Below are 21872 nucleotides of genomic sequence, written 5' to 3'. Positions count from 1 at the left end.
GTTGAGCCAGGTCCGCTTGAAGATCGCATCGCGCTCGGCTTCGAAGAACGCCGGATCGATCGAGTCGGTGTAATCCACCGGCGCGGTGCCGAGCTCCGGGTAATTCTCGGTCCAACTGCCGGCGTCCGGCTTGGTGAAGTGCGCCAACGTACTACCTCTCTTCTGTTTCGTCGCCGTGGTCGCCTTCGACCTGGACGCCAAAAGTGTTGATGGCCATCGCAAGTGCGACGTAGTTGCCGGTGGTGAAGACCAAGTCCATCCGCTGTTGCTCATCGAGCCGCTCGCTCAGGGTCGCCCAGGTCTGATCCGAGATGTTGGTCTTCTCGTCGAGCTCGTCGACGGCGCATATCAACGCGCGGTCGAAGTCGTTGTCCGCATTGCCGGATCGCGTGGCTTCGATGTCGGCGTCAGACAGTCCGACTTCTTTGCCTATCTCCACGTGGTGCGTCCACTCGTAGGTGCAGCCGCGACGATGCGCGACGCGCAGGATGACTTGCTCGCGGATACGGGGCGGCAGCGTCGACCCGTACAACAGGTATGAGCTGAAGCGCAGATACGCGCGGGTCAGCTTTGGATGACGCACCAGGGTGGACAGCAGGGTGCCGGCGTCGTGAGGATTGCGCCGCTCCTCGGGGAGCATCCCGGAAACCGCGTGCCGGGCAGCGTCGTCCCACTGGTCCGCCGGCAACGGGGACAGACGCATGCGGCCTCCTGGAACGAGAATCAGATTCTCATATTTGATCAATAGGTTTCCACGAACGGAAGGATTGGTCAATATTTGTGTTTCACCTGCGGCGACATTGTCTGCTCGGGCCGCCGCGCCAACTACCCCAACCCGAGCCTGACCGTGCCGGGGGTAGTCTCAAGATGTTGATTCTCGGGAATCGAGAAGCTAGTTTTCATAACACGGGAGAAGTCGCGGCGAAAGCGATTCGTCGACGGGCCGACCACAGGTTCGCAACAATCAGGGATAACCGCGAGCCGATGACCAGGTGGGCCCCGAACGCCCCCGATTGAGAGGACCGGGCAGTGAACAAAGACGACATGATTTTGATCAGCGTCGACGACCACACCGTCGAGCCACCGGACATGTTCAAGGACCACTTGCCGCAGAAATACGTCGACGACGCCCCACGCCTGGTGCACAACGAGGATGGCTCCGATACCTGGCAGTTCCGCGACACGATCATCCCCAACGTCGCGCTGAACGCGGTGGCCGGTCGTCCCAAGGAGGAGTACGGGCTGGAGCCCCAGGGACTCGACGAGATCCGCCCGGGTTGCTACAACGTCGACGAGCGGATCAAGGACATGAACGCCGGCGGCATCCTTGCGTCGATCTGCTTCCCGTCGTTCCCGGGCTTTGCCGCACGCCTGTTCGCCACCGAGGACCACGACTTCTCCATCGCGCTGGTACAGGCTTACAACGACTGGCACATCGAGGAATGGTGCGGCGCGTACCCGGCCAGGTTCATCCCGATGGCGATACCGGTGATCTGGGACGCCGAGGCGTGCGCCGCCGAGGTGCGGCGCGTCTCGAAGAAGGGTGTGCACGCTCTGACCTTCACCGAGAATCCGGCCGCGATGGGCTACCCCAGCTTCCACGACGACTACTGGAAGCCGCTCTGGGAAGCGTTGTGCGACACCAATACCGTGATGAACATCCACATCGGATCCTCCGGTCGACTCGCCATTACAGCTCCCGATGCGCCGATGGACGTGATGATCACGCTGCAGCCGATGAACATCGTGCAGGCCGCCGCGGACCTGTTGTGGTCCAAGCCGATCAAGGAATACCCGGACCTGAAGGTCGCCCTGTCCGAGGGCGGCACCGGATGGATTCCGTACTTCTTGGAGCGGGCCGACCGGACCTATGAGATGCACTCGACGTGGACGCATCAGAACTTCAAGGGCAAGCTGCCCAGCGAGGTTTTCCGCGAGCACTTCCTGACCTGTTTCATCAGCGACAAGGTCGGTGTCAAGCTGCGCAACATGATCGGCATCGACAACATCTGCTGGGAGGCCGATTACCCGCACAGCGACTCGATGTGGCCGGGCGCGCCCGAAGAACTGTGGGAGGTGCTGTCGGCCAACAGCGTGCCCGACGACGAGATCAAGAAGATGTCGTACCAGAATGCGATGCGCTGGTATTCGTTCGACCCGTTCAGCCATATCACTGAAGCGCAGGCCACGGTAGGTGCGTTGCGCAAAGCGGCTGAGGGCCATGATGTTTCGATCCGGGCGCTCAGCCACGACAGGGGCGACAAGGCGGCCGCGTCGTTCGCGGACTTCGCCGCCAGCGCGAAAAACCTGACCGGCAACAAGGACTGACGCGCCCACCGGAGGTGCGGGTAGGTCCCACCCGCTGGCGAGCAGACGCAGAATCGCATTATCCGGCAGGTAATTGTGCGATTCTGCGTCTGCTCGCGCTAGGTGAAGAGGAGAGCTGTGGCGGGAATGAATTTCGAGCTGACCGACGACCAACAGCTGATCCGCAAATCGGTGGCCGAGCTGGCGTCGAAGTTCGACGACCACTACTGGATGGAAAAAGACCAGGCGCACGAGTTTCCGACCGAGTTCTATCAGGCGATCGCCAGCGGCGGCTGGCTGGGCATGACGATCCCCGAGGAGTACGGGGGACACGGGCTCGGCATCACCGAGGCCACTTTGCTGGCCGAGGAAGTCTCCAGAGCGGGTGGTGCGATGAACGCCGCCAGCGCCATCCACTTGTCGATCTTCGGCATGCAGCCGGTGGTCAAGCACGGCTCGGATGAGCTCAAGGCCCGCACCCTGCCGCTGGTGGCGACCGGCGATCTGCACGTGTGCTTCGGGGTCACCGAACCCGGTGCAGGCCTGGATACTTCACGCATCACGACTTTCGCCAAGCGTGATGGCGACCATTACGTCGTCAACGGCCGCAAGGTGTGGATCTCCAAGGCGCTCGAGTCGCAAAAGATCCTGCTGCTCACCAGAACGCAGCCCTACGCCGAGGTCACCAAGAAGACCGACGGGATGACGCTGTTCTTGACCGATCTGGACCGCAGCAAGGTGGACGTGCGGCCGATCCGCAAGATGGGCCGCAATGCGGTCAGCTCCAACGAGGTGTTCATCGACGATCTACACATTCCCATCGAAGACCGAGTTGGCGAGGAGGGTAAGGGCTTTCAGTACATTCTGGACGGCCTCAACCCGGAGCGGATGCTGATTGCCGCCGAGGCGCTGGGCATCGGCCGGGTGGCCCTGGAGAAGGCCGTCAAATACGGCAACGAACGCCACGTCTTCGACCGTCCGATCGGCATGAACCAGGGCATCCAGTTCCCGCTGGCCGATTCGCTTGCCCGGCTCGACGCCGCCGAGTTGATCCTGCGCAAAGCGACCTGGCTGTACGACAACGGCAAACCCTGTGGGCGGGAAGCCAATACGGCGAAATACCTCTGCGCCGATGCCGGTTTCACCGCAGCCGACCGGGCCCTGCAGACACACGGCGGCATGGGCTATTCCGAGGAGTACCACGTGGCCCGGTACTTCCGGGAAGCGCGGCTGATGAAGATCGCGCCGGTCAGCCAGGAGATGATCCTGAATTTCCTCGCCTCACACGTGCTGGGATTGCCGAGAAGTTACTGATGTGATGCCGCAAACGGGTGGGCCGCTGGCCGGGATCACGGTGGTGGCCTTGGAGCAGGCGGTCTCCGCGCCGATGTGCACGCGAGTGCTCGCCGATTTCGGGGCGCGGGTGATCAAGGTGGAAAACCCCAGGGGCGGCGACTTCGCCCGGTATTACGACGATGTCGTGAACGGCCTTGCCGCGCATTTTGTCTGGGCGAACCGCGGCAAGGAATCGGTGACGCTCGATCTGAAAACCGAGGCCGGTCTGGAGCTATTGCATCGTCTGCTGGAGCGTGCTGATGTGCTGGTGTCCAACCTCGCTCCCGGGTCTACGGCTCGGCTCGGTGTAGGGCCGGCCGACATGGCGAAACTCCACCCGGATGTGATCGCGGTCGAAATCGACGGGTATGGCCCCGGTGGGCCGTTGTCGCACAAGCGGGCTTACGACTTGCTGGCCCAGGCAGAGTCGGGCGCATGCGCGGTGACGGGCCAAGCTGATGCGCCGGCCAAGCCCGGGCCGCCGATGGCCGACATCAGCACCGGACTGTATTCGGCGTTGTCGATCCTGGCGCTGCTGTATTCCCGCGACGCCGGGCCGGACTCCGGCGGCCACGGCAACACGGTCGCGGTCAGCCTGTTCGACACCATGACCGATCTGATGGGCTACCCGCTGACCTACACCCAGCACTCGGGCGTCGACCAGATACCGTTGGGGATGAGTTCACCGGCGGTGGCGCCCTACGGCGCCTACCGCACCGCAGACGGCCAGACCGTCGTCTTGGGGACCACGAACGATGCTGAATGGCAACGGCTTTCGCGACAGATCATCCAGCGTGACGATCTTGCCGAAGACCCCAGGTTTGCCAACAACTCCGGTCGCTGCGCGCACCGCACCATCCTGGATGAGGCAATCGGCGACTGGTGTGCGGCGCACGACCTGGACCATGTGCAGAAAACGGCGGACGCCGCCGGAATCGGGAACGCGCGATACAACCGGCCCAGCGAGGTTTTGGTGCACCCACAGTTGACGGCCAGGGACCGCTGGCGGCAGGTCGACACACCGGCCGGCCCTATTCAGGCCTTGCTGCCGCCGCCCGTCATCTCCGGCTATCCGATCCCCATGGGTGCGGTGCCCGGACTCGGGCAACACACCGATTCGGTGCTCGCCGAACTCGGGGTCGCCGCAGACGAGATCGACAGGTTGCGGGGACAGGGCGCCATCGGAGCGGCGTACTCCTGATGCGCGCCGGCGACGATAGACAGAGCAGTGCGATCGAAAAAGGGCAGGAGGAGCGGCGCTAATGTCCGAAGAGCCCGTGCTGCTGTGCGGCGACCACGACGGCGTGCGGACGCTGACGCTGAACCGGCCGCGTCGCAAGAACGCGATCAATCGTGAGCTGTGGATCGCGCAGGCCGAGGCGCTGACCGCGGCGGGCAAAGACAGCGGTGTTCACGCGGTGGTGATCACCGAAGCCGGGGGCGCATTCTGTTCGGGTGCCGACATCTCTGCGCCGGACGACAGCCATCCCGTCCGCAAGCTGCAGCGGCTCACTGATGTGGCGCTGGCGCTGCACGAGTTGCCGGTGCCGACAATCGCCAAAGTCAACGGTGTGGCGGTCGGCGCTGGATGGAACCTGGCGCTGGGGTGCGATCTGTAGTGGCGACGCCGGAGGTCGACGTTTTCGCAGATTTTCTCCAAGCGGGGCCTGTCAGTCGACCTCGGCGGCTCGTGGCTGCTGCCGAAAATCGTTGGCCTGCAACAAGCCAAGCGGCTCGTGCTGCTGGCCGAGACGATCGACGCCGCCGAAGCTCATGCGCTGAACCTGGTGACCTGGGTGGTGGCCGCCCCCGAGATCGACGCGTTCGTCACCGAGGTGGCCGGTCGACTGGCGGCAGGTCCGCCGATCGCGCTGGCGCACAGCAAGGCGCTGCTGAACGAGGGCGCCGGCCGGACCATGCGCGACGCTCTGGCGAACGAAGCCCGGGCCCAGGTCGGCAATTTCGCCACGGTCGACTCGGCCGAGGCATATGCCGCGTTCGCCGAAAAGCGCGACGCAGCGTTCACTGGTCAATGGGCGGTACCAAGATCGGAGCAGAAAAATGCGTGAAACAGTCATCGTCGAAGCTGTGCGGACACCGGTCGGCAAACGCAATGGTGGGCTGTCGAGCATGCACGCCGCAGACCTGTCGGCAGTCGTGCTCAATGAGCTCGTGGAGCGCGCCGGCATCGACCCGAACGTCATCGACGACGTCGTCTGGGGATGCGTGTCTCAGGTCGGCGACCAGTCCAGCAACATCGGCCGCTACGCGGTGCTGGCGGCGGGCTGGCCCGAAAGCATTCCGGGTACGACGATCAACCGGGCCTGCGGGTCCAGCCAGCAGGCCCTCGACTTTGCGGTGCACGCGGTGATGTGCGGCCAGCAGGATGTCGTGGTGGCCGGCGGCGTCGAGGTGATGAGCCGGGTGCCGCTGGGCTCAGCTCGGGCCAGTGGACAGCCTTACGGTCCCAAAGTGCTCGCCCGCTATGACGATTTCTCATTCAACCAAGGTCTTTCGGCGGAGATGATCGCCAAGAAGTGGGGTTTTTCCCGCACCCGACTCGACGAGTACTCCGCGCTGTCCCACGAACGGGCCGCAGCAGCCCAGGACAGCGGAGCCTTCACCGACCAGATCGCTCCGGTCTTCGTCGACGACAAGGCGATCACGGCGGACGAGGGCATCCGGCGGGGGACCACCGTCGAGAAATTGGCCGGCCTGAAGCCCGCGTTCGACGACGCCGGCGTGATCCACGCCGGCAACTCGTCGCAAATCTCCGACGGAGCGGCGGCATTGCTGGTGATGACTTCGCAGATGGCGGTCGAACTAGGCCTCGCCCCGCTGGTGCGTTACCGGGCCGGCGCTGTGACCGGCGCAGACCCCGTACTGATGCTCACCGGCCCCATCCCGGCCACCGAGAAGGTACTGAAGAAGGCCGGCGTCCCGATCGACGATATCGGTGTGTTCGAGGTCAACGAGGCCTTCGCCCCGGTTCCGCTGGCGTGGCTCGCCGAAACCGGTGCTGACCCGGATCGGCTGAATCCGCTCGGCGGAGCCATCGCCCTGGGCCACCCGCTCGGCGCCTCGGGCGCAGTGCTGATGACCCGGATGGCACATCATATGCGCGACAACGGGATTCGCTACGGACTACAAACCATGTGTGAAGGCGGCGGCACCGCCAACGCCACACTGGTTGAACTTGTTGCCTGACATTGGCCGAAATTCGCCAAGTTGAGACCCTTGTCACGGCCGGCCAAATCAACCTACTGTGTGTTCAGTTGGTTGGTTTCGACAGAGGAGTCCGGTGCCCCAGACACGGCCGTACGACTCGCTGCGGGCCAAGGGCGAGGATCGCAAACAGCGGATCCTGGCCGTCGCGCAGCGGTTGCTGACCCGCAACGGGTGGCGTAGTACGACGCTGGCCCAGATCGCCGGGGAGGCCGGGGTCAGCCCTGCCGGCCTGCTGCATCACTTCGAGTCCAAGGAGCAGCTGCTCCATGCGGTTCTCGACGTCCGTGACGCCGATGACGACGCGCACGCCGACCGGGCCGGCGACCTGATCTCGGAGATCGCCGCGGTGGCCGATCGGTTCTACCGGTCGCCCGAACTGGTGGGCACCTACAGCGTGCTGCTGGCCGAGAACGTCGATCCGGACGCCCCGTTGCACGATCGCCTCGTCGCCCGCTACCAGGGCGCGATCGACATCATCACCGAGCTCATCCGACGAGGTCAGCGAGCTGGCCAATTCCGCATGGATATCGATGTGACCGTCAAGGCAGTGCAAATCCTTGCCTTCATCACCGGAATGGAGACGACATGGCTGATCAATCCTTCGATACCGCTGACCGAGGTGTTCAAGGAGTACTCGGAGTCGTTGGCCCGGGACATGGCACCGCCGAGCTCGGCGTGAGATACCGGGTGGATGTTGTCGCCGCGGATGTCGCCGATGTGGTCAGGTTCGCCGGCGGCTGGTTGTTCGACCGGACGATGGCCGGCTGGGACGTGACGGTTCTGGTTGCCGACCATCCCGATGAACGGCCGTTGCAGATCCTCGGCGCCCAGGTCGTCGACCTCGAATACGCGCTGGCAACGGCGGGCCAGCGGCGGCCCCCGCAGACCCTGGCGGTCGCCGCGGACCTCTTCGACTGCGATTCACGCGTGCGTCAAGGCGTCCTGCAGGCGCTCGACCAGGGTGCGACCGAGGTCACGCTGTGGGGTCAGACATGGCCGGCCGAGCTGGACGACACCGTCGGGCTGGTCCAGCACCGGCTCAGTGCCGCGGCTCAGGCGTTCAAAGCTCAGGCGCTCGCGGCGGCCGGGGTGTCCGCATCGTCAATCGGGGCGATCGAGACGTTCCGCAGCCGGGTGATGTCCAGCCCGTCGGTTGGCGCCGATCTCATACCCGCCGGCTAGTACCGTCCGCCTCGCGTTGACGTCGCGGCACGCTCTATGGAAATCTAATACTCATCTCTGAGAGGCACATTCTCACTGGTCGAGATTGGAGCGGTGCGAAATGGTGAATAACTTCACCGACCTGGACTTCTTCCGCGGCAGCGAGCTCATCGCGGACCCCTATCCCTACTACGAGTCGCTGCGGCAGCAGTGCCCGGTAACGCGGGAAAAGCACCACGATGTGACGATGGTGACCGGGTGGGACGAAGCCTGCGCCGTCCTCAACGACGCCGAGACGTGGTCATCGTGCAACTCGGTGACCGGGCCGTTCCCCGGCTTTCCGGTCAGTCTCGAAGGCCGCGGAGACGGTGACATCACCGACTTAATCGAAGAACATCGCGACGAGCTGCCATTCAGCGACCAGCTGCCCACGCTCGACCCGCCGACCCACACCAACCACCGCTCCCTGTTGATGCGGCTGATCACCCCCAAGCGCCTCAAGGAGAACGAGGACGCCATGTGGGTGCTCGCCGACCAGGCGCTCGACGAGTTCTTGGCGCCGGGTCACGGCGAGTTCATCAAGGGCTTCGCCAGCCCGTTCACGCTGCTGGTCATCGCCGACCTGCTCGGCGTGCCGATGGAGGATCGCGACAAGTTCGTCCAGGGCATCCGCGAGCACTCGGGTGGCGGCGTCGGCGGCACCGGCACGGAGTCGCTGGCGCACAGTCCGCTGGAATTCCTCTACGGCCTGTTCTCCGACTATGTCCGGGATCGGCGCAGCGCGCCCCGCGACGACGTGTTGACCGGCCTCGCCACCGCCACCTACCCCGACGGCACGATTCCCGAGGTCTCAGACGTGGCTCGGGTTGCAGCCAATGTCTTTTCGGCGGGTCAGGAAACCACCGTGCGACTGCTCGGTGCCTCGTTGCAGACGCTCGGTGAACGCCCGGACATCCAGGCGCAATTACGCAAGGACCGCAGCCTGATCCCGAATTTCATCGAAGAGTCGCTTCGCCACGAGAGCCCGGTCAAGGGCGACTTTCGGATGAACCGGACGCCCGTCAACATCGGCGGGGTCGACCTGCCCGCTGGCACCACCGTCATGATCGTGCAGGCGGCCGCCAACCGCGATCCGCGCCGGTTCGAGGACCCCGCCAACTTCGATCCGGCAAGAAAGAATGCCCGCCAACACATTTCGTTCGGGCGGGGCATCCACAGCTGTCCGGGCGCACCGCTGGCACGCGCCGAAACGCGGGTGGCGCTTGAGCGACTGCTCGACCGAACGTCCGACATCCGGATCAACGAGCGCGAGCACGGGCCGGCGAATGACCGCCGTTACCAATATGTTCCGACGTATATCTTGCGCGGCCTTACCGAGCTGCACTTGGAGTTCAGGCCGGCATGAAAGTCCGGGTAGACGACCAGCGCTGTCGCGGCCACGGTATGTGCCTGACGCTGTGTCCAGACGTGTTCAGCCTCACCGACGACGGCTATGCGGTAGCGATCGATTCCGAGGTGCCGACGGAATTGGAGGGCGCCGCTCAGGAGGCCATCCAATGCTGCCCCGAGCAGGCCATCAGCGAGAAGTAGCCAGACAACCACGCAGGCAAGGAGTTTCACGGAGCTATGCCAAAGGGATATGTCATTCTCACCGAGGCCATCAAGGATTCCGAGGGCATGAAGGCTTACGGGCAAGCAGCCGGAGCCGCAATGGGCGGAGCCACCATCCTCGCCGTGGACACCACACCCGAACCGCTCGAAGGTACCTGGCATGGCGATCAGACCGTCGTGCTGGAATTCGAGTCGGTGGATGCGGCGCGCGCGTGGTACGAGTCCGAGGCTTACCAAAAGGCGGCGAAACTACGCCGGGCGGCCGCCGACTGCAACGCGGTGATCATCTCCGGATTTGGCTGAGCCCCAGCATCAGGGGTCGTCTTCCTCGTCGAGTAGCTCGTCGGGGCGGTGAACGCGGTTAACCCGCGGTGGTCCTGTTCCGTCGCTCCAGGCGAGGCGGCCCTCGTCGGTCACTGTCGTGGTGAGGTTGCCACATGTGGCTTCGGAATGGTTTGGCGCGCAGGCGAAGTACAGTTCGTCGGCGTTGGTTTGGCCGCCAAGACCCCAGTCGTTCCCGTGATGGACTTCGCAATGGTAGCCAGGTTCAAGGCAGTCCGGCCGAGTGCAACCCCCGTCGCGGGCATAGCAGATCATGCGTTGGTCTATGGTCGCGATGCGTTTGCTTCGGCCCAGATACAGCGGACGCTCGGAGTGATCCTCGAATATAGCCAGGTAGTGGATGCTGCCGCCGGCCATGCGGATGAGGTCACGCATGGGGAGTCGACTGTTGCCGCCGGTGCGGGCCGGCGCCGGCATCGCGATGCTCGGGTCGCGAGCGGCACGGGCGGCCTGCTCGAGTTCGGCCAGCTTGGTCGTCACGATCACGGTGACTGGCACACCGCGATGGACTCCGAGTTCGCCGGATGAGAGCGCTTGGCGTAGCGCGAGTTTGAGTGCGTCGTGGCAGCGTTGCGACGGGGTGCGATCATCGCGCTCGGTCGACGCATCGTTTGCCTCGGGCAGGTGGCGACCCGGCCGAATGGCCGCGGTAATGGCCTCCAGATAGGCGCGCGCCTCCGGGTCCAGCCACCCGTTGAGTCGACTCATCCCGTCGACACATTGTCTCCCGAGCACCAGTCCACGCCGTCTTGCCCGGTCCTCGTCGGAGAAGTTGCCGTCGGGATTGAGGCAGTCGGCGATCCGATCACCCACCGCGGCAACGAATTTAGCGTCCTGCCTGGTGGCATGGCCGACCAAAACGCGCTCGGCTTTCTCGTAATCGGCGATGCTGACCGCGGACGGCAGCACGTCCAAGGCTCTCGTAATTACGGCGATGTGATCGTCACCGAGAGCGCCTTCTTCGACGGCCTCGGCCAACTTCGGCAATTCCGGCGCCAAGGCCGGACCAGTCAGTGACCGTCGCGGGCGGATCCGCACCGCCACTCGAAACCGACGCTTGACTTCGGCGGAGGTGATGCGCAGCCGCGAGCCGAGCAGTTGGCGCGTCGCCACATCAGATGGCAGCGCAGGATCGTCTGGCCCGTCTACCGGGTCGGCGATCTCGCCAAACATGCGGTACGACAGTCCGCGATTGACACGGTCCAAAGTCTGGAGCCGGTCGGCGACCTCTACGCGAAAAGCGTTGCCCACCAAGTCGGTGCAGGAACCGCGCACGCGGGCGTAAGCAGCGTCGATCAGCTCAAGATCCGCGCGCATCTGTGCGCGCGCCGCGTCTTCGGGGAGAGCTGACTCGGCGGAACTCATGCTGTCCACACTATCGAACACCTGTTCGGGTTCGCACCCGCCGGAAGCGCATCTGTGGATAAAGCGCCAACTGTGAATAACTTCGGAAGCCATGGTTCGGAGAGCGGGGAACGAAGTTCGAGAAGTGTGCGCTCTATTCGCTGATCGAGATGGCCTGCCGCGGGCATTGACGAACCGCTTCGACCACTTGCTGTTCGTTCTCGGGCGTGACCTCGTCCTGCAGCACGGTCAGCGTGTCGTCATCCTCGAGTTGAAAGACCTCCGGGATGATGCCCATGCATACCCCGTTGCTTTCGCACAGACCCCAGTCGACTTCGATCTTCTTGGTCACTCAGTCCACCTCATCGCAACACCTTCACCGGGACGTTCAGCCAGCCCGCGACATTCTGCATGGTGACTCGTTTGCAGTCATCCCATTGCACCTCGTAGCGGGGCATGAAGTCGAGCAGCCTCTCCAGCGCGATCCTGCTTTCCATCCGGGCCAGCGCCGCACCGAGGCAGCTGTGAATCCCGTATCCCAGACCGAGGTGCTGCGCCTCGGTGTGGTCGCGGTCGATGTTGAACGTGTCCGCGTCGGTGAAGGCATCGGGGTCTCGGTTCGCCGCGGCGTTCATGACGAACACCGGCTTGCCGGCGGGGATGGTGCCACCGCTGACCTGTGCCTCTTTCAAGGTCCAGCGGACGTTGTATTGCACCGGACCCTCGTAGCGCAACAACTCTTCGACGGCGCCCGGGACCTTGCTGCGGTCTGCTTTCAGCTTCTCCCACTCGTCCGGGTTACGGGCGAAAAGCACCGCCGCGCTGCCGATCAGCTTGGTGACCGTCTCGGCACCCGCGCCGCCGAGAAGTGTCGCGAAACCACAGATTTCGATGTCGTCGAGACGACGCGACGTGCCGTCGTCGCACGGAACCTCGGCAGCGATCAGCCGACTGATCATGTCGTCCTGCGGGTTCTCCCGGCGTTCCCCCACCAGGCCGTAGTAGTACATCGCGGTGTCGATGTTGGCCTGCATACCGGCTTCGCTGGCTTCGATCTGACCAGGTTCCCGGCTCAGGCTGGTGTCAATCCAGTGCCGCACCTGCTGGCGGTATTCCTCCGGCACCCCGGCCATCGTGGTGATGACTTCGACCGGGAACGGGCCGGAGAAGTCCTGCACGACGTCGAACTGCTTGGGATCGACCGCGCCCAGATACTTGTCGATCACGTCGTGGACTGTTTCGGTTTGCGATTGAATCGCCCGCGGGGTGAAGGCCTTGTTGAGCAGGCTGCGCATGTGGCGGTGGTCGGGCGGATCCATGAAGATGATCGACCGCATCTCGGCGGAAATCCCCTTGCGCACCATCGCCAGGTCGCAGCCCCGGCTCGATGAGTAGGTCTCGAAGTCCTTGAGCGCGGCGGCCACGTCTTCGTGGCGGGTCAGCGCGTAGAAATCCTCTTTCTCGTCGTAATACAGTGGTGCGTCCTCACGCATTCGTCGATAGATATCGAACGGATTGGCGAAGTACTCCTCGGAGAACGGATCAAAGACGACCTTTGGCTTGGTCATTGCACCCTCCTCGCCGCCCGCTATGCGGCGTACACCGTTACGACGGAATGCCCGACTGTAACGCTAACGGTAGCCGGTTCGTCGCGTGCCGAAAAGGGCTCATCTGACCCCCGGGATGGCCGCATCGATGACGTCATCGAGCGCGCCGAGGTCGCTGCCCAGTTCAGCGGCGACACTCCTGATCACCGCGATGTCTTTGCCGACGAATTCGCCTGCGGTTTCGATGAAAGACGCCACGGATCCGCCCGCCGCGACGATGTCCAACACGCGGCTTGCCGCGCTTCCGTTCCGAAGAGCGGTGAGCAGCGAGGATTCTTCCACCCCGAGCCGCGTCGCCAGCTCGACGGCGCTGGACAGCATCCCGATCTGAGCTGCGAACAGCGCATTGTTAACCAGCTTCACTTTTTGGCCCGCTCCCAGCGGGCCGACGTGCAGGACTGGGTCCCCGTAGCAGCTCACTACCGGGCGGACTCGCGCCACCGTGTCGTCGGAGCCGCCGACGAACAGCGTCAGTTCACCGGCGGCAGCATTGTGCGGGCCGCCGCTTACCGGGGCGTCCACCACTTCGACGCCATGCGACGCCGCCCGATCGGCGACGGCCTCGACTGTGCGAGGACTTCCCGTGGTGTGCAGCACCAGCGCAGAGCCGGCAGGCATCGCCGCGACCAGACCGTCGGCCAGGCAGACCTCGCGCACTTGTTCGTTGGTGAACACGCAGACCACCACCACGTCCGCGTTAGCGCTGACCGCGGCGATTTCACGGACTGCCGCAGCGCCCAATTCGGCTATGGTGGAGCGCTTTTCGTCAGATCGTCCCAGCACGCGGACGTCGTGGCCGGCTGCGACGAGACGGGCCACCATGGGCCGGCCCATCCGTCCGGCCCCGACGAATCCGATTCTCACCGTGGGTGTTCCATCAGGGTCAGGGTGGCGTCGGCGGCGTCTAGCACAACTCCGCCGGCAGCCTTTGCGGCTTCCGCAACATCGGCGAGCAATCGCACGTCCTTTTGCAGCAGTGCACCGGCCATGCCGGCAAGGCGGTCCAGACCGCCGGTATCACCGCCGAGAACGTTGAGCGCAAAGCTGTTCCCGCTGCCGCGCGAGATGACCTCGGTGAGGCGATCGGGCAGGACGCCGAGCCCTTCACCGAGCGCCAGCGTGGTGGCCGCCGTCCCCAGGTTGGCGGTGAACAGCAGGTTGTTCAACAGCTTGGCGGTTTGCCCGGTGCCCAGATCACCCAAGTGCACGATCGGGTCGGCATAGCTTTCGAACACCGGCCGGCAGCGTTCGACGACATCGGCGTCGCCGCCGACCATCACCAGCAGACGGCCCTCGGCGACGGCGGGGGAGCCGCCGCTCACCGGCGCATCGATGACCGAGATACCTTGCGCGCCAGCTCTTTTCGCCAGGCTATGACAGGTGTCGGGGTGTACGGTGCTGTGCACCGCGATCACGCCACCCGGCCTGAGTCCGGCCAGCACACCATTCTCACCCGAGGTGATCTCGTCGACGTCGGCGTCACCGACCACGCAGAGGCAGACGAGGTCACTGGCCGCTGCGAGTCCGGCCGGTGATCCGGCAATCCTGGCGGCGGTGTCGGCGAAGGGTTCGAGTGAGGCCGGTCTGCGCGCCCACAGCCATGTCGGGAATCCGGCTTCGACGATGCGTCGCGCCATCGGACCGCCTTGGCTGCCCAACCCAATGAACCCGACGCGCATCAGCCGGCCTCCAAATCAGCTTGCTTGTCCAGCTTTTCGGCGTTCAAACATTCGTCGGCGAACGAGAGAACCGTCGAATGGTAGGCCGCAGCTGTGTGCCCGAGGCTGATGTTGTGGCCGGCCCCGCCTTGTTCGTTGATCTGAAATCGGGGTGCGCCTGCGAACAGCGACGCGATCTCGGCCTGCGCCGGTGCATCAGACTGCCACACCTTCTCGTGCTCGGCGATACTGAACTGCACCGGAACACGCACTGCCGGGGCGAGCGCTGGGAAATCTTGGCGGGCCCAGTTGGACACCATCTGGTCCTCATACGGCGGAGCGCCCGGATAAACCGTTGCGCCGCCGAGTACTTCGGCTGGATACAGCTCGGTCGGATGCCACAACAACTCACGCAGGCCTGCCGGGCGGTGGTCCCGGGTGGCTGATTTCAGGACCTCGCGCGCCGCGGGATGGTAGTGCCGACCGGTGCCCGACAGCTCCATCCCGACCAGATCCGTGCGCTGCTCGTCGGCGGCCATCCGCAGTGCGAGTTCACATCCGCCGGAGTGCGCCATCAGGAACAGCCCGGCGCCGCGAGGCCGTTCGCCGAGTACCCGGTCCACGGCGCCGTAGGCGAGCCGAACGCGTTGCTCAGGTGTGGCCACCGCGTCGGGATAGGGAGCGGAGCTGCCATAGCCGGGCCGATCGATTGCCACCACGGTGTACCCGTGTGCTGCGCCAGCCCGCAGCAGAGATGACTCGGGATGGCCGGGGCAGTCGAAATACAGTGCGGTGGTACCCCCGCCGTGAATGGCGACGATCACCGCCCGCGGGGCCGGCGACTCGGCGACCAACGCCGACATCGGCACGCCGTCGACGATGACGAGCCTGGGTTGCGGGGTCTGGCTCACGTGTCGGCCCGCAGCAGTAGCACACCGCTCGGCGTCAGTCCGCCGCTGCTGACCACTCCGACACGGGCATCGGCGACTTGCCGATCGCCGGCTTCGCCGCGCAACTGGGTGACCGCTTCATGCAGCAGGCCCATGCCATGGGTGCGGCCATGAGATAGCTGACCGCCGTGGGTGTTCAGCGGCAGCCGGCCGTCGCGGGCGATGCTCTTTCCGCCGTCCAGGAAGTCTCGCGACTCGCCGATCCCGCAAAACCCCAGCGCCTCGATCCAGGACAGGCAGTTCATGGTGAACCCGTCGTAGAGCTCGGCGACGTCGACGTCCGCCGGCTTCAGCGACGTTCGTGACCACAAGTGCGCGGCTTGGCCCAGCACCTGGGGTTCGTGGGTCAATGTGCTTTGGTCCCAATCGATCCGCTCGATGATCTGGGTGCCGACGGCGTCGACAAACACCGGTGGTTTGGCGGTGTCTTGTGCGGCGTCGACGGCCGACACGATCACCGCGATCGCGCCGTCGCAGGGCACGTCACAGTCGTAGAGCCCGAACGGTGTGGTGATAGGTCGCGCAGTGAGATAGTCGTCCATCGTCATCGGCGATCGGTACACCGCCGTCGGGTTCAGCTCGGCATTGGCGCGCTGGTTCAACGCGATCCAGCCCAGCGTCTCTCTCGTCGTGCCGTAGCGGTGAAAGTGGCGTTGTGCGTTCTGCGCCAAGGTGTGTGCGGCCGAGGTGGCGCCGAACGGCAGCAGCCAGTCGGCGCGGCGGCCCCCCGACGGGACGATCTTGCCGTGCTTCATCTGCTCATTGAAGGTGGCTTCCCATAGTGTCCGGAAGCAGAGCACGTGACGGGCCAGCCCGCCCGCGATCGCCAGCATCGCCGCGATTACCGAGCCGCCGGGGCCGAAGGTTTCGATTCCGCCGTTGTGCCATGTCGGCCGAATCCCAAGCACCGCTTCCAGTGCGGTGACCCCACCTTCGCCGAAGCCGCCGAGATTGCCGCCGCCGGGGTAGGTCGACATGCCGTCGATGTCGTCGAGACTCAGCCCGGCATCGGCGATTGCGGCCTCACAGGCCGCGACGGTCAGCGACAGCGGCGGCACCATCAGCCGCCGGCCGATCTCCGACATGCCGATGCCGGTGAGCGCCACCTTGTCCTCGAATTTTTCCCGCGTCAGCATCGGCCGGACGAACTCCCCGAACCGCTCCGGTGCGATCTCGTCGATCGGTAGCGCGGCACGCGGGGTGCCATCGCCACGGACGAGACGGAACAGCGGCAGCCAGACGTCCTCGTCCTGCTCGAAGACCACCTCTACCTGCTGGCCCAATTCGAGTTGCTCGGGATCACATTCGATGATGTTGGTAGTCAGCCGCACTCGCGGATCCTCGGCGATGGCGACCTGTGCGACGACATAGGGGGCGGGCAGACCGGGCACGCTGAAACGATGGTTGACGGTGAACCCGGCCAGGGTGGCCCGACCCGACACCGCGCGCACCCTGAGGTTGTGCGAGCGGCAGTACCGGCACACCGGCGCGGGCGGATGGAGGAGCGCGGTGCAATCTCCGCATTCCTGCAGACGCAACTTTCCGTCGGCGCCCGAGGTCCAGAAGAACTCGTTGTCCATGGTGATCAACGGCAGTGGTCGTCCGGTCAACGGGTGAACCCCCACTCGGCTTCGTTCGCTTCGGTTTTGAGGGTCTCGGCCGGATCGTCGGCGCCGACCGACCTCTCATGCGGCTCGGCCTCGCGGTGCTCGCCCCACTCGGTGATCGCGTGCACCGGGCAATCCAGTAGCGCCCGCATCACGGCGTCGCGATCGCCTTCGGCGACGTCACCGGATCCTTTCAGCGATGCGTATCCCCAGTCGTCGAGGGAGAAATAATTCGGCGCGTGCTTGGCGCACACTCCGAAGCCGTCGCATACCGTGCGGTCCAGACGGATTCTCAAACCTGGCTCACCGCCTCCACCTGGTAGGGACGGTCGGCCCTGAACGCGCCGAGTTGGCATGTCTGGCAACCATTGTCGAGATGACTCTGAACGAGGTCGGGGAACTTCGCCAGCAGGCTGGCGGCGATGTTGGTCGCGGCGTCCAGCGTCGCGCAGGCGCCACGGCCGCGAAGCACCACTGACCAGCGGCGCAACCGGGCGACGTCCTGGTCGGTCGCGACACCGTCGCGCAGCGCCCCGGCGGCGGCGGCCATCGCCGCGGTCCCGTTGAAGCAGGACCCGCACTGCCCGGCGTTTTCGCGGTCGAAGTACGCCAGCACCGACGCGGCGACGGCGAGCGGACAGTCGTCGGTGATCACTGTTATGGCACCGTTGCCCAGGCCGCTGCCGAGGTCGCGCAGCGACTCGTGGTCCAACGTGGCGTCGAGCACCGAGCGGTCGAGCAGGCCGGCGAAGTAGCCGCCGAGCAACGCACCGCGTAACTGATCGGACGAAACACCATGCAGAGCAAGCAGTTCGGAGAACGGCAAACCGTGGGGGATCTCGTAGAGCCCGGGCGGGCGGCCGGCGCCGGTGAGGGTGACCAGGAAGCTGCCCGGTGAGAGCGACGTACCCAGCGAGCGGAACTCGGCTGATCCGTGGCGCAACAGATAGGGCAGGCTGGCCAGTGTCTCCACATTGCTCACCAGTGTGGGAAGTCCGCCGACCCCCTCCTGGAAGGGCCGCGGCGGCTTGTCGGTCGGCTTGACCGGGCCGCCGTTGAGGGCGCGGACGGCGGCCGTTTCTTCGCCGGCGATATAGCCTGGCTCGACGCTTCGCACCTCGACGGTGCCGCCGCCGAAGGCGCCCGGCCCAAGCTCGGCCAACGCGGCTTCCACACTGCGCGCGGACTCCGGGTCGGACACATAGACATAGGTGCGGTCGGCGGCCACCAGCGCAGCGGCAAGCCGCAGCCCGTCGAGAATCAGATGGGGCCGATGCCGAAGCAGCCACCGATCTTTGATCGAAGCCGGTTCTCCCTCTTCACCATTGGCGACAACGACGGCACCGCCGCCCGCACGTCGGTTGTCGCGCACCGCGCGCACCTTGATTGCCAGCGGAAAGCCGGCCCCGCCGCGGCCGAGGAGCCCACTGGATTCGACCGCATCGAAGAATTCGTCAGCTCCGGCAAGGGGCTGGTAACCGCCGAGTTGGCGGTATGCGGCAAGGTCTTCGCGGTCCTGACCGCCCTGGTTGCTCAGCAATCGCGGTGTGAAGCCGGGTGAGAAGCCGATGGTGATCGCCGGCGCAGCGCTGGTCTCCATCAGCCGGCTGCCGATCTCACAGTTAGGCTTGCGCACATGCGAACCGCAGTCGTGCGCGTCAACGTCGACCCGGACAACACGCTGGCGCCTGCGCAACTAACGGACGGCATGATAGTGCTCCTCGACCGTGTCGGCCACGTGGGTGGCGATGTCATCGTGAAGGATCTCGGGGCCATGCCCGCCGGCCGCCGCGAGGTGGAGTTGTTGATCACCTGCGACGATGTCGACGCGGCCAAGCAAGTAGCTATCGACCTGTGCGCGAACGCTTTTGCGACCACCCCGGTTCCCGGCGTGGTCACGTTCGTCAGCCGCGGCACCGATGATGACGCGCACGGTGTGCTGTCCGGGTTCGGACTCACCGGCGAAATCGTCCGGACACCGGGTGATGGCGGCTTCGACATCGTGCAGGTGACGCTGCGTGAAGCCGACCTCGAGCGCATCCCGGAAAGCCGAGTTCACACCGCGCTGGAGGCGTCGCTGAACTGTGAGGTCCGCATTCGCACCGTGTAGTCGCATCACGAGCCCAGGAACTTCAGGATTGCCGGGGCCGCCTGTGCCCAGGTGTCAAACATGTTGAAGTGCTTCACCTTGCCCGCGGCGCGGGCTTCGGACGCGCGCTCCCACGCATCTTCGGGCCAAGGCGGGTCGATCAGCTTGGATCCCTTGATCAAGCAGCTGACTTCCAGCGACGTCCGTTTCGGGTGATCCATGTCGTTCTCGCCGCCACGAATGATCAACGTAGGAACTCGGATTCGATCGAACATCTCGTCATCGACACCCGGAATCGTCTGCCCCGGCTTGGAAACGAAGGCGTTGAGCCAGCGCAGCATCAGCTTGAGGAACTCATCGGAGTTGAAGTCGAGGAACCGCTCTTTGTTGGACGGGTTCTCCTCGATGCGCTCGCGCCACTCCGGCACCTTCGTCACGCCGTCCATTCCGGTGCCGCGCACCGCGAGAATGCTGGGGACGATGTAGTAGGAACCGAGCACGAACGTGCCGTAGATGCCGCCGACGATGTTCCACACCACGAGCTTCTCGACGAGCTCGGGGTAGAGCATCGTGGTCAGCATGGAATCCCTTGCGCCACCGGAGCCGCCGGCGAGAATGCACCGCTCGAAGCCCAGGCCGGTCACCAGCTTGTGCAAGGTCTCGGCACGCATGTGCGACTCGCTTTGCCCGTAGAACTGCACGTCGGAAGCACCGCAATTGGGCCGGTCCCACAGCAGCACCCGATACCCCCCGGCGGCGAGAGCCTCGGCCAGTGGATGTAGACCGGGGATCTCCTTGCTGAACCGCCCGCCCGGTGTCAGGGCGATGAGATCACCTGATTCACCGAGGATTTCGTAGACGACGTTGCCACCGTTCACCTCGATCGAAGACATAGATTCTCCTGTCGGTCAGGCCATTACCACGACGTCGTTGCCGACGACCCGCACCGGGTAGGTGCGGATACTCCATTCCGGCTTGACCGCGGTCGTGCCGGTCGCCAACTCGAAACCCCATTGGTGCCAAGGGCAGTAGATGTACTCCTTGTCCCGGACCATGACCGCATCGCCAGGCGCGGTCTCGTCCACGATGGTGCGTCCCCGGACACGCCCCGAGCACAGGGGACCACCTTGGTGTGGGCAGTAATTCGCGATGGCATAGAAGGCCCCGTTGACGTTGTATACGCCCACCCCGTGGCGTCCGATCGGGACCAGCTTGTGCTTGCCCGACGGGATCTCGTCAACGGTGGCGACAACGTGCTCGCGGCCCTGGGCGAGTCGGGGCTCGGGCCGTTTGGTGCCTGGCCCTGTTTCTTCAGCCGGCAATTCAGAGCACCCGGACTTGACCCTCGAGGACGGGGACCGTCTCCGGGAGGTGGTATGTCGCAATGCCGTTCTTGTACATCACCGCATCGCGGGCGTGCTTGGGCAGGTGCTTGACCAACCAGCGTGGGTCATCGAAGGTCCAGTGCGGGTAGTCGGAGGAGAACAACAAAATCTTTTCGCACTCCATCCACTCCAGCGCACGTTTCAGCTCGGTCTTGTCCTCGGGATAATCCAGCGGCTGCGTGGTGAATTTGATGTGGTCCTTGACGTAGTCAGACGGCTTGCGCTTGATGTCGACCCATGATTTGCGTGCCTGGTAGATCGCGTCCATCCGCCACATCAGCGGCAGGATCCAGCTGAACGCGTGCTCGACGAAGACGATCCGCAGGGTCGGGAAGCGGTCGAAGACCCCGTCGAAGATCAGGCTCATCACCTGGTTGGCGGCCAGCAGCGAGTACGTGACCATGAAGTCGTGGTTGTAGCTGGGGTACCCGACCGGAGGGGCGGGCAGCTCGTCGAACTGGCTGCGCGACAGGTGGCAGCTCACGGTGATGTCGTGCTTGGTGGCGGCGGCCCAGATCGGGTCGTATTTCGGATGGCCCCAGGACGGCCGCGGCTCGGCCTTGATCAGAATCTGCGCCATGAACGGGTGCCCGGCCCACTTCTCGATCTCGCGGACCGACTCCTCGGACTCCTCGATGGCGGCGCAGATCGAACCGCGCCACCGCTCGTGCCAGTTGTTGTGGCTGTCCAGCCAGTGGTGGGCCTGCCAGTCGTTCAGCGCGGCCGCCATCGCGTGCTGCGCCTCGGGGATGCGCGCCGGATAGGCGCCGGGTTCGAGGATGCAGATGTCGGAACCCGCTTCCATGATCAGTTGGCGGAAAGCCATGTCCGGGTCGCTGCCGGGGAACTCGCCGTCCGGCGGGAAGGTGTCGGTGCGCATCGCGTAGGCGTGGGCGTAGTCGGGGGCGTCGTAGTAGATCTGCTCGCCCACATTGCGACTCAGAAAGTACTTGCTGCGCCACGGTTCGGGGATGTACGGGATGATCTCGCCGCGCTTGGGCGTCGGGTGGACATCCGAGTCGACGCACCGCACGGCGATGCGCTCGGCGGCGGGAACACGCTCTTGTGAGTGGGTCAGCGTCATCGCGATCTCCTCGCTCTCCCTGGTTCTTCCATTCTGCGACTAGCCTGTCGCGAGGTCGACCGAAACGTCGATCCCGTACAGGTCGGCCGCATTGCGCCAGCACAGCTTCACGCGTTGCTCGGTGGACAGCGCCTTGGGCAATTTGTGGATGTCACCGCACTGCC

Annotated in this window: 23 protein-coding genes and 3 pseudogenes; 11 read left to right on the top strand and 15 right to left on the bottom strand. The window is 64.9% G+C overall.

Features of this window, described 5'->3' with window-relative positions; all coding sequences use genetic code 11:
• Positions 1-147: pseudogene (locus tag VGG53_RS07150) on the bottom strand (aromatic ring-hydroxylating dioxygenase subunit alpha); the annotation flags it as partial.
• 4 nt (positions 148-151) lie between these two features.
• A complete protein-coding gene (locus tag VGG53_RS07145; RefSeq protein ID WP_331517331.1) occupies positions 152-703 on the bottom strand; it encodes a carboxymuconolactone decarboxylase family protein in 552 nt (183 codons plus the stop codon).
• Positions 704-1029: 326 nt separating this feature from the next.
• On the opposite strand from VGG53_RS07145, the gene VGG53_RS07140 reads away from it, so the two are divergent.
• The 10 genes and pseudogenes from VGG53_RS07140 (at position 1030) to VGG53_RS07095 (ending at position 9945) form a co-directional block, all read left to right on the top strand.
• Positions 1030-2328 (top strand): amidohydrolase family protein, encoded by a 1299-nt coding sequence (locus VGG53_RS07140; RefSeq protein ID WP_331517330.1) that lies wholly within the window; start codon positions 1030-1032, stop codon positions 2326-2328.
• A gap of 126 nt (positions 2329-2454) precedes the next feature.
• A complete protein-coding gene (locus tag VGG53_RS07135) occupies positions 2455-3621 on the top strand; it encodes an acyl-CoA dehydrogenase family protein (protein WP_331517329.1) in 1167 nt (388 codons plus the stop codon).
• Between the two features lie 4 nt (positions 3622-3625).
• Positions 3626-4843, top strand: a complete 1218-nt coding sequence (locus VGG53_RS07130; protein ID WP_331517328.1) for a CaiB/BaiF CoA-transferase family protein — start codon at positions 3626-3628, stop codon at positions 4841-4843.
• Between the two features lie 61 nt (positions 4844-4904).
• Positions 4905-5711: pseudogene (locus tag VGG53_RS07125) on the top strand (enoyl-CoA hydratase/isomerase family protein).
• Positions 5704-6849, top strand: a complete 1146-nt coding sequence (locus VGG53_RS07120; protein ID WP_331517327.1) for a thiolase family protein — start codon at positions 5704-5706, stop codon at positions 6847-6849. Before VGG53_RS07125 ends, VGG53_RS07120 begins: the two are co-directional and overlap by 8 nt.
• 94 nt (positions 6850-6943) lie before the next feature.
• Positions 6944-7549 carry a TetR/AcrR family transcriptional regulator gene (locus tag VGG53_RS07115; RefSeq protein WP_331517326.1) on the top strand — a complete coding sequence of 202 codons (606 nt, stop codon included), beginning with the start codon at positions 6944-6946 and terminating at the stop codon, positions 7547-7549.
• Entirely contained in the window at positions 7546-8052 is a 507-nt protein-coding gene (locus VGG53_RS07110; RefSeq protein WP_331517325.1) for a hypothetical protein, read from the top strand. The genes VGG53_RS07115 and VGG53_RS07110 overlap by 4 nt, the downstream gene beginning before the upstream one ends.
• Before the next feature lie 100 nt (positions 8053-8152).
• Positions 8153-9436 (top strand): cytochrome P450, encoded by a 1284-nt coding sequence (locus tag VGG53_RS07105; protein WP_331517324.1) that lies wholly within the window; start codon positions 8153-8155, stop codon positions 9434-9436.
• Complete coding sequence (locus VGG53_RS07100) at positions 9433-9621, top strand: ferredoxin (protein WP_331517323.1); 189 nt, start codon at positions 9433-9435, stop codon at positions 9619-9621. The genes VGG53_RS07105 and VGG53_RS07100 overlap by 4 nt, the downstream gene beginning before the upstream one ends.
• 36 nt (positions 9622-9657) lie before the next feature.
• Positions 9658-9945 carry a DUF1330 domain-containing protein gene (locus VGG53_RS07095; protein ID WP_331517322.1) on the top strand — a complete coding sequence of 96 codons (288 nt, stop codon included), beginning with the start codon at positions 9658-9660 and terminating at the stop codon, positions 9943-9945.
• A 9-nt stretch (positions 9946-9954) separates the two neighbouring features.
• Here the strand turns inward: VGG53_RS07095 and VGG53_RS07090 are convergent, their stop codons facing one another.
• From VGG53_RS07090 to VGG53_RS07050, 9 genes are all read right to left on the bottom strand, one after another.
• Entirely contained in the window at positions 9955-11349 is a 1395-nt protein-coding gene (locus tag VGG53_RS07090; RefSeq protein ID WP_331517321.1) for a 13E12 repeat family protein, read from the bottom strand.
• A 133-nt stretch (positions 11350-11482) separates the two neighbouring features.
• Positions 11483-11680 (bottom strand): ferredoxin, encoded by a 198-nt coding sequence (locus VGG53_RS07085; RefSeq protein WP_331517320.1) that lies wholly within the window; start codon positions 11678-11680, stop codon positions 11483-11485.
• Between the two features lie 10 nt (positions 11681-11690).
• Positions 11691-12896 carry a cytochrome P450 gene (locus VGG53_RS07080; protein ID WP_331517318.1) on the bottom strand — a complete coding sequence of 402 codons (1206 nt, stop codon included), beginning with the start codon at positions 12894-12896 and terminating at the stop codon, positions 11691-11693.
• A 99-nt stretch (positions 12897-12995) separates the two neighbouring features.
• Positions 12996-13892 (bottom strand): NAD(P)-dependent oxidoreductase, encoded by an 897-nt coding sequence (locus tag VGG53_RS07075; RefSeq protein ID WP_331517335.1) that lies wholly within the window; start codon positions 13890-13892, stop codon positions 12996-12998.
• The gene (locus VGG53_RS07070; protein ID WP_331517317.1) at positions 13796-14614 is read right to left on the bottom strand and encodes an NAD(P)-dependent oxidoreductase; all 819 of its coding nucleotides are present in this window, start codon (positions 14612-14614) and stop codon (positions 13796-13798) included. Before VGG53_RS07070 ends, VGG53_RS07075 begins: the two co-directional genes overlap by 97 nt.
• Positions 14614-15456 (bottom strand): alpha/beta hydrolase, encoded by an 843-nt coding sequence (locus VGG53_RS07065; protein WP_331517334.1) that lies wholly within the window; start codon positions 15454-15456, stop codon positions 14614-14616. Before VGG53_RS07065 ends, VGG53_RS07070 begins: the two co-directional genes overlap by 1 nt.
• Before the next feature lie 44 nt (positions 15457-15500).
• Positions 15501-17123 carry a thiolase C-terminal domain-containing protein gene (locus tag VGG53_RS07060; protein ID WP_331517333.1) on the bottom strand — a complete coding sequence of 541 codons (1623 nt, stop codon included), beginning with the start codon at positions 17121-17123 and terminating at the stop codon, positions 15501-15503.
• Between the two features lie 26 nt (positions 17124-17149).
• The gene (locus VGG53_RS07055) at positions 17150-17446 is read right to left on the bottom strand and encodes a ferredoxin (protein WP_331517315.1); all 297 of its coding nucleotides are present in this window, start codon (positions 17444-17446) and stop codon (positions 17150-17152) included.
• Positions 17443-18750, bottom strand: a complete 1308-nt coding sequence (locus VGG53_RS07050) for an NADH-ubiquinone oxidoreductase-F iron-sulfur binding region domain-containing protein (RefSeq protein ID WP_331517332.1) — start codon at positions 18748-18750, stop codon at positions 17443-17445. Before VGG53_RS07050 ends, VGG53_RS07055 begins: the two co-directional genes overlap by 4 nt.
• Before the next feature lie 36 nt (positions 18751-18786).
• Here VGG53_RS07050 and VGG53_RS07045 point away from each other — a divergent pair, with 36 nt between their 5' ends.
• Positions 18787-19260, top strand: coding sequence for a hypothetical protein (locus tag VGG53_RS07045; protein WP_331517314.1), 474 nt, complete (start codon positions 18787-18789; stop codon positions 19258-19260).
• 5 nt (positions 19261-19265) lie between these two features.
• On the opposite strand, the gene VGG53_RS07040 is transcribed toward VGG53_RS07045, so the two are convergent.
• The 4 genes and pseudogenes from VGG53_RS07040 to VGG53_RS07025 all read right to left on the bottom strand — a co-directional run.
• Positions 19266-20132: an alpha/beta hydrolase gene (locus tag VGG53_RS07040; protein WP_331517313.1), complete on the bottom strand. Its 867-nt coding sequence runs from the start codon at positions 20130-20132 to the stop codon at positions 19266-19268.
• A 15-nt stretch (positions 20133-20147) separates the two neighbouring features.
• Positions 20148-20561 (bottom strand): Rieske (2Fe-2S) protein, encoded by a 414-nt coding sequence (locus VGG53_RS07035; RefSeq protein ID WP_331517312.1) that lies wholly within the window; start codon positions 20559-20561, stop codon positions 20148-20150.
• A 1-nt stretch (position 20562) separates the two neighbouring features.
• Complete coding sequence (locus VGG53_RS07030; protein ID WP_331517311.1) at positions 20563-21708, bottom strand: amidohydrolase family protein; 1146 nt, start codon at positions 21706-21708, stop codon at positions 20563-20565.
• A 39-nt stretch (positions 21709-21747) separates the two neighbouring features.
• A pseudogene (locus VGG53_RS07025) lies at positions 21748-21872 on the bottom strand (amidohydrolase); the annotation flags it as partial.

This window comes from Mycobacterium sp., assembly GCF_036490025.1.
In the GTDB taxonomy this organism is placed as follows: domain Bacteria; phylum Actinomycetota; class Actinomycetes; order Mycobacteriales; family Mycobacteriaceae; genus Mycobacterium.
Note: the sequence above shows the minus strand (reverse complement) of the source record. Positions and strands in the feature narration are given on the sequence as shown.

Bases quoted from the DNA above. Each gene is read 5' to 3' on its own strand.
- VGG53_RS07145 (WP_331517331.1), bottom strand. From the start codon at position 703: ATGCGTCTGTCCCCGTTGCCGGCGGACCAGTGGGACGACGCTGCCCGG.
- VGG53_RS07135 (WP_331517329.1), top strand. From the start codon at position 2,455: ATGAATTTCGAGCTGACCGACGACCAACAGCTGATCCGCAAATCGGTG.
- VGG53_RS07130 (WP_331517328.1), top strand. From the start codon at position 3,626: ATGCCGCAAACGGGTGGGCCGCTGGCCGGGATCACGGTGGTGGCCTTG.
- VGG53_RS07120 (WP_331517327.1), top strand. From the start codon at position 5,704: ATGCGTGAAACAGTCATCGTCGAAGCTGTGCGGACACCGGTCGGCAAA.
- VGG53_RS07105 (WP_331517324.1), top strand. From the start codon at position 8,153: ATGGTGAATAACTTCACCGACCTGGACTTCTTCCGCGGCAGCGAGCTC.
- VGG53_RS07100 (WP_331517323.1), top strand. From the start codon at position 9,433: ATGAAAGTCCGGGTAGACGACCAGCGCTGTCGCGGCCACGGTATGTGC.
- VGG53_RS07095 (WP_331517322.1), top strand. From the start codon at position 9,658: ATGCCAAAGGGATATGTCATTCTCACCGAGGCCATCAAGGATTCCGAG.
- VGG53_RS07090 (WP_331517321.1), bottom strand. From the start codon at position 11,349: ATGAGTTCCGCCGAGTCAGCTCTCCCCGAAGACGCGGCGCGCGCACAG.
- VGG53_RS07080 (WP_331517318.1), bottom strand. From the start codon at position 12,896: ATGACCAAGCCAAAGGTCGTCTTTGATCCGTTCTCCGAGGAGTACTTC.
- VGG53_RS07070 (WP_331517317.1), bottom strand. From the start codon at position 14,614: ATGCGCGTCGGGTTCATTGGGTTGGGCAGCCAAGGCGGTCCGATGGCG.
- VGG53_RS07065 (WP_331517334.1), bottom strand. From the start codon at position 15,456: ATGTCGGCGTTGGTCGCCGAGTCGCCGGCCCCGCGGGCGGTGATCGTC.
- VGG53_RS07060 (WP_331517333.1), bottom strand. From the start codon at position 17,123: ATGGACAACGAGTTCTTCTGGACCTCGGGCGCCGACGGAAAGTTGCGT.
- VGG53_RS07050 (WP_331517332.1), bottom strand. From the start codon at position 18,750: ATGGAGACCAGCGCTGCGCCGGCGATCACCATCGGCTTCTCACCCGGC.
- VGG53_RS07045 (WP_331517314.1), top strand. From the start codon at position 18,787: ATGCGAACCGCAGTCGTGCGCGTCAACGTCGACCCGGACAACACGCTG.
- VGG53_RS07040 (WP_331517313.1), bottom strand. From the start codon at position 20,132: ATGTCTTCGATCGAGGTGAACGGTGGCAACGTCGTCTACGAAATCCTC.
- VGG53_RS07030 (WP_331517311.1), bottom strand. From the start codon at position 21,708: ATGACGCTGACCCACTCACAAGAGCGTGTTCCCGCCGCCGAGCGCATC.